This is a genomic window from Streptomyces sp. R818 (assembly GCF_056172735.1).
Genome location: NZ_JAOCNE010000014.1, coordinates 1,283,250 through 1,294,509 on the forward strand (window position 1 = coordinate 1,283,250; position 11,260 = coordinate 1,294,509).

The 11,260-nt window shown below is 68.6% G+C and carries 9 protein-coding genes; 7 read left to right on the forward strand and 2 right to left on the reverse strand.

Going from position 1 to position 11,260, the window contains the following annotated elements:
• The first annotated feature begins 486 nt into the window (after positions 1-486).
• The 5 genes from N5I75_RS37745 to N5I75_RS37765 all read left to right on the forward strand — a co-directional run bounded on the left by N5I75_RS37745 (position 487) and on the right by N5I75_RS37765 (position 7,359).
• Positions 487-846, forward strand: a complete 360-nt coding sequence (locus N5I75_RS37745; protein WP_476684735.1) for an STAS domain-containing protein — start codon at positions 487-489, stop codon at positions 844-846.
• 233 nt (positions 847-1,079) lie between these two features.
• Entirely contained in the window at positions 1,080-3,935 is a 2,856-nt protein-coding gene (locus N5I75_RS37750; RefSeq protein WP_476684736.1) for a PQQ-dependent sugar dehydrogenase, read from the forward strand.
• Between the two features lie 20 nt (positions 3,936-3,955).
• Positions 3,956-5,707: a ThuA domain-containing protein gene (locus tag N5I75_RS37755; protein WP_476684737.1), complete on the forward strand. Its 1,752-nt coding sequence runs from the start codon at positions 3,956-3,958 to the stop codon at positions 5,705-5,707.
• 730 nt (positions 5,708-6,437) lie between these two features.
• A complete protein-coding gene (locus N5I75_RS37760) occupies positions 6,438-6,812 on the forward strand; it encodes a hypothetical protein (RefSeq protein WP_476684942.1) in 375 nt (124 codons plus the stop codon).
• Positions 6,813-7,005: 193 nt separating this feature from the next.
• Positions 7,006-7,359 (forward strand): ArsR/SmtB family transcription factor, encoded by a 354-nt coding sequence (locus tag N5I75_RS37765; RefSeq protein WP_476684944.1) that lies wholly within the window; start codon positions 7,006-7,008, stop codon positions 7,357-7,359.
• A 149-nt stretch (positions 7,360-7,508) separates the two neighbouring features.
• On the opposite strand, the gene N5I75_RS37770 is transcribed toward N5I75_RS37765, so the two are convergent.
• Positions 7,509-8,111, reverse strand: a complete 603-nt coding sequence (locus tag N5I75_RS37770) for an SLATT domain-containing protein (RefSeq protein ID WP_476684739.1) — start codon at positions 8,109-8,111, stop codon at positions 7,509-7,511.
• 532 nt (positions 8,112-8,643) lie between these two features.
• Between N5I75_RS37770 and N5I75_RS37775 the strand changes: the two genes are divergently transcribed.
• Positions 8,644-8,805, forward strand: a complete 162-nt coding sequence (locus tag N5I75_RS37775) for an LPXTG cell wall anchor domain-containing protein (RefSeq protein ID WP_476684740.1) — start codon at positions 8,644-8,646, stop codon at positions 8,803-8,805.
• A gap of 89 nt (positions 8,806-8,894) precedes the next feature.
• Positions 8,895-10,271: a glycosyltransferase family 2 protein gene (locus N5I75_RS37780; protein ID WP_476684742.1), complete on the forward strand. Its 1,377-nt coding sequence runs from the start codon at positions 8,895-8,897 to the stop codon at positions 10,269-10,271.
• Positions 10,272-10,408: 137 nt separating this feature from the next.
• On the opposite strand, the gene N5I75_RS37785 is transcribed toward N5I75_RS37780, so the two are convergent.
• On the reverse strand, positions 10,409-11,245 hold the full coding sequence (locus N5I75_RS37785) for a hypothetical protein (protein WP_476684743.1): 837 nt from the start codon (positions 11,243-11,245) through the stop codon (positions 10,409-10,411).
• Between the last annotated feature and the right edge of the window lie 15 nt (positions 11,246-11,260).

Sequence of the window (11,260 nt, forward strand, 5' to 3'; positions counted from 1 at the left end):
GGCGTCTCTGAGCGGCGCCGTGCGCACCAGGCCCAAGGTCTGCCCGGGCCGTCGCTGAGACCCCTTCGCTGATACCCGTACCGCCCCCTCGGCGGCTCGTGCTCGACGGGGGTGATGAGTGTGCGGCGACATGTGCGCGTTGTGCGGTGACATGTGGGCGGTGGTCGGTGGGCGGTGACGTGTGGGCGGTAGGCGGTGATACGTGTGCGGTCAGTGCCCGGGCCCTCGCCAAAGGTGTCGGCGCCTTCCCCCGCGGTCGGTACCGACCCGCGGCCTTCTTGCAGCCGGTCCAGGCCCTGTGCGGGGTGTGCGTAGGAAGCGTCGACGAGCGATGGTGTCCTGGCCCGCTCTATGACGTAGACCTTTCCGTCGCGGCCGCCCTGTCCGGGTCGACATCCGCGCAGGACACTGGTTCGTGTGGGCCTGTGCCCAGCAGACCGTACCGTCACCGCGGCCTGCCCGAAATGTTGCCAGCCCGAGGACACCGTGCCGCAGACCAACGACGGAGCCGGGACGGGACCGACGCTCACCACGACCCGGCATGGGGAGGTACTCCTCATCACGGTGAGTGGGGACGTCGACCACTACAACGGCCAGTCCTTGCGCAACACTCTTCTGGAGGCCGCGACCGGCAACACCCCGCACCTGGTCGTCGACCTCAGCCAGGTGACGTTCCTGGACTCCACCGGCGTGAGCACCCTCTTCCTCGCGCGCCGCCACGCCATCGAGCAGGGCGGCTGGATCCGCCTGGCCGGCGCGCAGGGCCGCGTGCTGCGCGTGCTGCGGCTCGTCGGTGCCGACACGGTCATCGACCTCTACCCGGACGCGGCGGCGGCGCTGGCCTGATGCCCTTCTGTCCGTTTCCAGCCTTTGTCCTGGCAGCGGGCAAAGAAGAGGGTCGCGCGCGTCAAAGGGCTTCCGGGATCGGACCAACGCCGCTAACTTCCTTGAAATGAACCGGTCATACATCGCGTAGGCCGGTGCTCCACGGCGCGACGGCGCGCGCCGAGCTCTCCCAGCCCGACTTGGTTCAGGAACCGATCCCCCAAACGGAACCCACCCCCCAACGGGAGGCACTCGTGCGCACACGCACGCCCAGACCCACCAGAGCACCACGGCATTCCAGACTCCGCCGCCTGCTCGCGCTGGCCGTCCCGGCCCTGCTCGCGGCAGGCGGGCTGACCCCGGCCGCGATCGCCGCAGAGGCGCCGCAGGCGGTGGCGGCAGAGGCGTTCCAGCAGGTCACTCTCGCGAAGGGGGTCGCCGAGACCGGCGAGCCGATGACCCTCGCGGTGCTCCCGGACCGCTCGGTCCTGCACACCTCCCGGGACGGCACCCTGCGGCGTACCGACGCGGCGGGCACCACGGCCGTCGCCGGGAAGCTCAGCGTCTACAGCCACGACGAGGAGGGCCTGCAGGGCGTCGGGGTGGACCCCGGCTTCAGCTCCAACCGCTTCGTCTACCTCTACTACGCGCCGGTGCTCAGCACGCCCGGCGGAGACGCGCCCTCGGACGGCACGGCGGCCCAGTTCACCCCCTTCGACGGGGTCAACCGGCTCTCCCGCTTCGTGCTGAAGGCGGACAACAGCCTCGACCTGGCCAGCGAGAAGAAGATCCTCGACGTGCCCGCCTCGCGCGGCATCTGCTGCCACGTCGGCGGTGACATCGACTTCGACGCGGCGGGCAACCTCTATCTGTCCACCGGCGACGACTCCAACCCCTTCGCCTCCGACGGCTACACGCCGATCGACGAGCGCTCCTCCCGCAATCCGGCCTACGACGCCCAGCGCTCCGCCGGGAACACCAACGACCTGCGCGGCAAGGTGCTGCGCATCAAGGTGAACGCCGACGGCTCGTACTCCATACCCAGCGGCAACCTGTTCGCGCCCGGGACCGCAAGGACCCGGCCCGAGATCTACGCGATGGGCTTCCGCAACCCCTTCCGGATGACCGTCGACAAGCCCACCGGAATCGTCTACCTCGGCGACTACGGCCCCGACGCCGGGACCGCCAGTGCCACCCGCGGGCCCGCGGGCCAGGTGGAGTTCAACCGGATCACATCGGCGGGCAACTACGGCTGGCCGTACTGCACCGGCAACAACAACGCCTACGTGGACTACGACTTCGCCACCAGCACCCCCGGCTCGGGCTTCTCCTGTGCGGCGCCGAAGAACACCTCGCCGCGCAACACCGGCCTGACCGACCTGCCATCCGCCCGCGCCGCCTGGATCCCGTACGACGGCGGCTCCGTACCCGAGTTCGGCAGCGGCTCCGAGTCCCCGATGGGCGGCCCGGTCTACCGCTACAACGCCTCCTCCACCTCGGACGTGAAGTTCCCGCAGGAGTACGACGGCGACTTCTTCGCGGGCGAGTTCGGTCGCAAGTGGATCAAGCGGATCGAGCAGGACGGCAACGGCACCGTGCAGTCCATCAACGCCTTCCCCTGGACCGGCACCCAGGTGATGGACATGGCCTTCGGCCCGGACGGCGCGCTCTACGTCCTGGACTACGGCACCGGCTACTTCAACGGCGACGAGAACTCCGCCCTCTACCGCATCGAGTACGCGACGAACGGCTTCGCCCCGATCGCCGCCGCCAAGGCCAACGTCACCTCCGGCAAGACACCGCTCGCCGTCTCCTTCTCCTCCGCGGGCAGTTCCGACCCCGAAGGCGGTGCGCTCAGCTACTCCTGGACCTTCGGCGACGGCTCCACCTCCACCGCGGCGAACCCCTCGCACACCTACACCGCCAACGGGCAGTACACGGCGACGCTCAAGGTCACCGACCCGACCGGCAAGTCGGCGACCGCCTCGGTACTGATCACGGTCGGCAACACGGCCCCGACGCTGAAGGTCGACCTGCCGCTCAACGGCAGCATCCACGACTTCGGCGCCGCGATCCCGTTCAAGGTCACCGTGACCGACCCCGAGGACGGCACCGTCGACTGCTCCAAAGTCAAGGTCACGTTCATCATCGGCCACGACAGCCACGGCCACCCGCAGACCTCCACGACCGGCTGCACGGGCACCCTGCAGACCCTCGCGGACGGCGAACACGACCCCAACGCCAACATCTTCGGCGTCATCGACGCCGAGTACACCGACAAGGGCGCGAACGGCCAGCCCGCGCTGACCTCGCACGCCCAGGCCATCGTCCAGCCCAGCCACCGCCAGGCCGAGCACTACGGCGCCACCGCGGGCGCCAGTGTGGTCAGCCACGCGCCGGCCCACGGCGGCAAGACGGTCGGCAACATCGAGAACGGCGACTGGATCTCCTTCACCCCGTACACACTCGCGAACGCCACCTCCTTCACCGCCCGGGTCTCCTCGGCAGGCGCGGGCGGCACCATCGAGGTGCGCGCCGGCTCCAGCACAGGCACCCTCCTGGGGAGCGCGACCGTGCCGGTGACCGGCGGCTGGGAGACCTTCCAGGACGTGACGGCCCCGCTCAGCAACCAGCCGGCCGCCTCGACCTCGCTCTACCTCGTCTTCAAGGGCGGCAGTGGATCCCTCTTCGACGTGGACGAGTTCTCCTTCGCGACCTCCGCCTCCTCCCGTACGGGACAGATCAAGGGGGTCGACGGCAAGTGCCTCGACGTCCGGGGCGGGGCATCCGCGGACGGTACCCAGGTGCAGATCTACACCTGCAACGGCACGGCGGCGCAGCAGTGGGCCGTGGGCACCGACCAGACGCTGAAGGCGCTGGGCAAGTGTCTGGACGTGTCCGGCGGCGCCAGCGCGGACGGTACGAAGATCCAGCTCTACTCGTGCAACGGCTCCGGTGCGCAGAAGTGGGCGGCGCAGTCCGACGGCACGGTCCGCAACCCGCAGTCCGGCAAGTGCCTGGACGCCTCGGGCGGCACCTGGCCGGACAGCACACCGGTCCACCTGTGGACCTGCCACGCCGGCGTCAACCAGAAGTGGACCCTGCCGTGATGATCGGAGGTGACAAGCACATGCGTACGACACTGAAAGCGGTCCTGGGTTTGTGCGTCGGTGCCGCGCTGCTCCTGTCCCCGCAGGCCGTGGCGCAGTCCGCGCCGGGGACCTCAGCCCCGGCCCCGTCCGGGGTGCGGCCGGCGGCCGACCCCGCGTACAAGATCCTCGTCTTCTCCAAGACGGCGGGCTTCCGCCACTCCTCGATCGACGAGGGCATCGCCGCCCTGCGCACCCTCGGCTCGGCGAACAACTTCACGGTGGACGCCACCGAGGACGCGGCGGCCTTCTCCGGCAACCTCACCCAGTACAAGGCGGTCGTCTTCCTCTCCACCACGGGCGACGTGCTGAACGCCGCCCAGCAGACCGGCTTCGAGAACTACATCAAGGGCGGCGGCGGTTACGTCGGCATCCACGCGGCCGCCGACACCGAGTACGACTGGTCGTTCTACGAGGGCCTCGCCGGCGCGCTCTTCCAGTCGCATCCCGCGATCCAGTCCGCCACCGTCAAGGTGGAGGACCGGGCGCACGCCGCCACCGCGCACCTGCCGAGCAGCTGGCAGCGCACCGATGAGTGGTACAACTACCGCACCAATCCCCGCTCCACGGCCCATGTGCTCGCCTCCCTTGACGAGTCGAGTTACTCCGGTGGCACCATGTCCGGCGACCACCCGATCGTCTGGTGCAAGGACTACCAGGGCGGCCGCGCTTTCTACACCGGCGGAGGGCACACCGAGGAGTCCTACGCCGACCCGGCCTTCACCCGTCACCTGTTGGGCGGCATCCGCTACGCGTCGGGGATGACCAAGGCCGACTGCCGTCCGGAGACCGGTTACACGCCGCTCTTCAACGGTGCGTCCACCACCGGCTGGAAGCAGGCGGGGCCCGGCGGATTCACCCTGGCGGACTCCACGCTCACCTCGTACGACGGCCTCGGCATGCTGTGGTACGACGCCGAGGAGTTCACCGGCGACTACTCGCTCAAGCTCGACTGGAAACTGGCCGGTGACGACAACTCCGGCGTGTACGTGGGCTTCCCGGCCTCCGACGACCCCTGGTCGGCGGTGAACAACGGCTACGAGATCCAGATCGACGCCACCGATTCCCCCGACCGCACGACGGGCTCCGTCTACGGCTTCAAGTCGGCGGACACCGCCGCCCGGGACGCCGCTCTGAACCCGCCGGGGGAGTGGAACACCTACGAGATCAAGGTCACCGGCGAGCGCCTGGAAATCTTCCTCAACGGCCGGAAGATCAACGACTTCACCAACACGGATCCGGCGCGCAGCCTGCAGCAGGGATACATCGGGCTGCAGAATCACGGTACCGGCGACGAGGTGGCGTTCCGCAACATCCGGCTGAAGCAGGCGGGTACGCCGCCGCCGACACCGCGTACCGGCGAGGTGAAAGGGGTCAACGGCAAGTGCCTGGACGTGCGCGGCGGAGCCTCCGCCGACGGCACGCAGATCCAGATCTACACCTGCAACAGCAGCTCGGCACAGCAGTGGACGGTCGTCGCGGACCAGACGCTGAAGGCGCTGGGCAAGTGCCTGGACGTGTCCGGCGGCGCCAGCGCGGACGGCACGAAGATCCAGCTCTACTCGTGCAACGGCTCCGGTGCGCAGAAGTGGGCGGCGCAGTCCGACGGCACGATCCGCAATCCGCAGTCCGGCAAGTGCCTGGACGCCTCGGGCGGCACCTGGTCGGACAGCACACCCGTCCACCTGTGGACCTGCCACACGGGCCCCAACCAGAAGTGGACCCTGCCATGACGGACCGGCGCGTGATCGGCCCGGCGTGACGAACGCGGCACGGGGCCTCCCGGCTCCGTGCCGCAGGCAGCGCGTGCTGATCAACGGCGCGGTCGGCGCGGTCGGCGGCTATGCCGTGCAGGTGGCCGAGCACGCAGGCGCCTGTGTGATCGCCACGGCGGGGCCGCGCAGCAGCGCACGGGCCCGTGCGGCCGGTGCCGACGAGGCGTTCGGCCAGAGGGATCCCGAGCTGTCGGCGCTGGTCGACGTCGTGCTCAACCTCGCGTCCGTCGACCCGATGAAACTGGCCGCGCTGGCCTCCGTGGTGCGCGACGGCGGGGCCGTGGTGAACACGACGGTGTGGATGCCCGCACCGTTCGACGAGGAACGCGGCGTGCGCGGCGTCGACCTCTTCGTCAGGAACGACGCCAGTGCAACTGGCGCGACTGGTCACGCTGGTGGACACAGACCATCTGCGCGGGGGTGTGGTCAATGGTGGCGGTGGGTGCACGCCGGGGCAGCGGTGGCGCCGCCGCAGTCGAGGGACAGGCGTCGGACCCGCCCACCGTTCGTCCAGGGGTCGTGCGGCGCTCGCGCTTGCTGTCACGCACTGCGCGCTGGACCGCCTTACCGCACGGAACCGAAGCGCCGCAGCTGTTCGCGGCATATGACCCATCAGGAAGCGACCCGACACCTAGGTTCTCTGCGGGGCCTGGAACCAGCCCTCGCTCTTTCTTCCCGAGGAGAACCCATGACCAGTGTGGAAGTGTCCCTAAAGAGCCTGCTGACCGAAGTCGAGGGATCGCTCGGAGCCGCAGTCGTCGACTACAACAGCGGTATGGCACTCGGCACCCTGGGCGGCGGCAAGGATCTCGATCTGAACGTCGCCGCTGCCGGGAACACCGACGTGATCCGCGCCAAGATGCGCACCATGCAGACGCTGGGCCTCAAGGACAAGATCGAGGACGTCCTGATCACCTTGGGCACCCAGTACCACCTCATCCGCCCCGCGACCGGAAGGTCCGGAAACGGCCTGTTCATCTACCTCGTCATCGACAAGGGCCGCTCGAACCTAGCCATGGCCCGTCATCACCTCAAGCGCGTCGAGGAGCACCTTGAGGTCTGAGCGACACCCCTCTCGTTTGCCCGCTACTTGAAGCATTCTTCAAGTCTCTATGTCTGCATCTGTCGAACTCTCGGCTCCGGCGGACCCGGCGGGTGAAGAATTGGGCGGTGCGCCGGGCGCGGCGAAAGGCGAGACCGTCGCGCCCCTCTCCGTGATCCGCAGCCTCGTCCGAGTCAGGGAAGTGAGCGATCCCGTGCAGCGCCCTCTCTACCAGGTCAAAGCAGAGTTCTTCCGCATGCTCGGGCACCCCGTTCGTATCCGGGTCCTCGAACTGCTGCAGAACGGGCCGGTGTCGGTACGGGATCTGCTCATCGACATCGACATCGAACCGTCGAACCTCTCGCAACAACTCGCCGTGCTGCGCCGCTCCGGCATCGTCGTCTCCACCCGCGAGGGCACCGCGGTCACCTACGCCCTGGCCGGCGGCGATGTCGCCGAACTCCTCCGAGCGGCACGCCGCATCCTCACCGATCTCCTCGCTGGCCAAACCGCCCTGTTGGCCGAACTTCAAGACTCTGAGCAGCCTTCCGTGACGGCACGTCCCTGACATCACCGGGGCGCTTCCGCCGTCCTCGCTCGGCGGGTCTCTGCCGATGCCGGCAAACATGGTGTCGGCGAAATCTCCGTCGGCCGGTAACGGCACGCGGGCGCCTTCTCCCCGCCCGACGACCGCGGGCCGGCCGGGCAGTCATCGAACTAGGCAGCGTTTCGAACGCTGGTCGACTCGGTCGCACCCTGACGATGCTGTAGCCATGCGTGGCTCAGGTCGGCCCAGATCTGTTGATAGGCGACGAAGATCTGTTGCAGCTGCTCGGACGTGAGAGCGTCGGGATCTGTGGAGGCCACGAGGAATTCGAGGTCGTCGGCGAGGCGACGAAAGCGATACTGCGCCTCCTCCATCAGCACCGACCGCGCGTGCCAATTGAAGAACGGTTCGACGGCGCCCAGCAACGTCACCAGAGCAACGAAGGCCAGAGCCAGACCGGCCCACATGTCGAGGTTCCGCAGACCCAGGATGACGGTGGACGCGGCGGACAGTGCCAGAGATGCCACTTTGAGGACGGAGGCGCTCCGGCCGAAACGCCTCTTCTTGCCGCGGGCGTAACTGTTGCCCTGACGTATTTTGTCCAGCAAAAGGGCAGCTGTCTCCGTGGAGTTGAGACCAACGCCGAGTCCACTGTGCGTGTGCATTTCGCCTCCAAGTGACATGCCGCCAGCCCGCTGCTCGCGCGTCGCCTTCCGACCCCGGCTCGAGTCGATCCGGCGGATGCTGCCGAGATCCGGCCGCACCGCGTTCATCGTGCCGCAGTGACGACGGACCGGCCGGGGCGTTTCGCGTACGGCACCGGGGTCCACCGACGCGAGCGGTTCGCTTCGCCGTCGCTTCGTGCGTCGCGCCGGCCGACTGTGCCGCGCACGCGCGAGACGAGGTTTCAGGCGGTTCCCTGAGCGGCGGCGCGGCGCTGTCGTTTGCTCAGAGGTGCCTGGGACAGATTTTCAGCCCGTACTCGGAGGTTCGGCCTGCTCGGTCGCATCGTCGCTCAGGGCCGCCGCGGTCAGGGTGAGGTGCCGGACGAGAACTCTGGCAACAGATCACCGTGGCGCGCGAGTGGCGCAGCGACGCTCGCCTCTCCCTCTTCCCGCCGCCCGACCCCGCCGGCAGCACGTGCAAGCCGCGGATGCAGCGCGCTGTCAGATTTTGACGGCAGTAGCGGCTTCTGCCTCGCTCTGGCCGGACCGGCCCGAATGGCCCCCGGAGGAATGATTCAGTAAGCCAAAAAGAAGAAAACAACATATAAAACGCATAAGGTCCGAATCCTGAGGAGGCGTCATGCCCTACGGCTCGATCGTGGGTCCTGGAAGCACGTTGGCCGCGACCGGCCTGGCCACCGGGCAGGTGTGGCTCGTGGTCATCAGCGTCATCGCCGTCCTGGCGGGGGCGGCCCTGGTCAGGACATCGTTCCGGCGCGGTAAGGGCCCGGTCGAACAGTGACCTTGCCCGCCTCTCCGCGTAATCCGGCGGTATCAAGCGCCGCCCCCGGAACGCCAGCGGCGCAGCCCGTCCCAAAACGGTGGCCGGGGGTGGCGCCTCTCCCTCGCGCCTGGTATGCCTCCTCCGCAGGGCTGACCGTGCTGGGCGCGGTTCCGCTGACGGTGTTCCTGGCCTGGGGCGTGGCACACGTGTACAGCACGGTCGTGGCGATGGCGGGCGGCAGCCAGGAGGTGGTTCTGCCGTGGCTGGTGTCGTTCCTGCTGCTGTGGTGGGTTCCGCTGTCCTGGCTGGAGAGGCCCCGCACCGCCTCGCCGCGCGAACAGGCCGATCTCGACCGGCTGCGCGTGACGGTGCAGATCCCCGTGTACAACGAGGACAGCGCGGCGTTGCGCGGCTGTCTGCACTCCTTGCTGGTGCAGACCCGCCCCGTGGACCGGATCCGGGTGGTCGACGACGGCTCCGTCCACGACGACGGCACCCCGATGGCCTACGACGATGTCCGCGCCGAGCTGTTCCAGCGGGCCGCAGCCCGCGGCATCGAGGTGACCTGGGACCGCACCCCGAACCGGGGCAAGCGCCATGCGCAGATGCACGTCCTGACCACGGACGACGCGGACGTCTTCGTCACCCTCGACAGCGACTCCCTTCTGGACCCCGAAGCGATCGCCGAGGGGCTGAAGCCGTTCGCGGACCCGAAGGTGACTTCCGTCGCCGGTCAGGTCGTCGTGCTCAACCATGACGCCAACGCGCTCACCCGGATGGTCAACCTGCTCTACCTGCCCTTCACGCGCGGGCTGCGCTCCGCACAGTCCGTGCTCGGACGCGTCACGATCAACTCAGGCACGCTCGCCTTCTACCGGGCCCACCTCGTCCGCGAGGCGGCCGGCGCCTACGAGCACGAGACGTTCCGCGGCCGGCCGATGCAGATGAACGACGACTCCATGCTCACCTTCTACGGGCTCCTGGCCGGAAACACCGTGCACCAGCCCTCGTCGCTCGTCTTCACCCTCACTCCCGAACGCTGGTCCCACTACCTGCGCCAGCAGATGCGGTGGATGCGCGGCACCACCGTGCGCCACCTGTGGTGGCTGCGCTACATGCCACTGACCGGCATCGTCTTCTGGTCCACGGTCGCGGAGTACGTCCATGTCGTCCTCGGCATCGCCATCCCCGCGGTCATCCTCACTGACCCGGACCTCCGCGCCCATACCGGCACTCTCGTCCTGGCCGGCGCGGTCATCGGCATCGCCATGAGCTACCTGATGGCGCTGCGCCTGTTCACCGTCCACCGCACCGACATGCGCCTGCACCAGGCCCTGCTCCTGTTCGCCCTCGCCCCGCTGGCCTCCCTGTGGCGGGCCGTGGTCCTGCGGCCTCTGTACTTCTACGCGATGGCCACCTGCCACCGTGTCAATCGCTGGGGCACCCGCGCCAGTATCGAGGTGACCCGCACCGCGTCTACTTGAGCACAAGGAACGCCGAGCCGACTTGCACATGCCTGAACCCGGCGGGCCCCACCGGCCGCCGTTTCAGGGGCGAATTCGCCAGCGGAGTCCGAGGCCGCCGCCCTTTGCCGCAAAGCCCTCAGGCAGCTCCGTCTTACTCACGAGGCGCCGGGCAGGCTCAGGTTCTCGTACTTCGGGTTGGGTTCCATGCGCACCGCACCGGAAAGCGCGGGGCCGGAGAGCTCGCCCGGGCACCCCTGCGGCGGATAGCCCGGTATGTCGCGAACCTTGTAGTAGACGCAGACCAGCCGGGCCTCCTCCGCCCCGCCGCCATAAGGCAGCATCCGCGTTTCGCCGCAGGCAGGGCAGCGCGCCTCCGGATGGAGGAGCACCCTGGGCTCGGTGAACACATGGGACAGACGTGCTCCTGTCACGGCGGCCCGGGGAAGGGACAGCCCGTAGTGGTCACCGAGGATCCGATAGACGTCCGCCATTCCCGTGCTCTCGGAGGCGTCGTCCCGGAAGACGCCGTGGGGGTAATCAAGGAAACCGGCCTCCGCGACCAGACGCCGGCTCACCGGGTGGTCGACGTTTCCGGTGCTGTTCTCCCGCAGCATCCACTCGGTCTCGCCGTCCACGGTCACCGTAACGGCCGGAGGGTCCATAGTGGTGTCGAGGATGTCCACGACCGTGTGGTGCGCCCTGAGGTCTCTGCCAGGGGCCAGCCGGTCGTCGCGGTGTCCGGCGTCCGGCGTCTCCAGGGCGAACGACCAGCCGCCCGTCGCCTCACCCACCATCGCCCAGTCCGGAAGCTTCGACGAGCCGGATCCGTGAAAGAACTCCAGGGCACCGGGGGTGGTGTCCACATCGATGAGCGAACCCGGCTGCGCGCCCAGGTACACCGCGAGGGTCTCGGGGACGATCCCCTTCACCATGGTGAGGGAGTAGCCCTCCCGGCCCAGTGCGTCGTCCAGCCACGCGATTCCATCGTTCATGGCTGAAATCCTAGC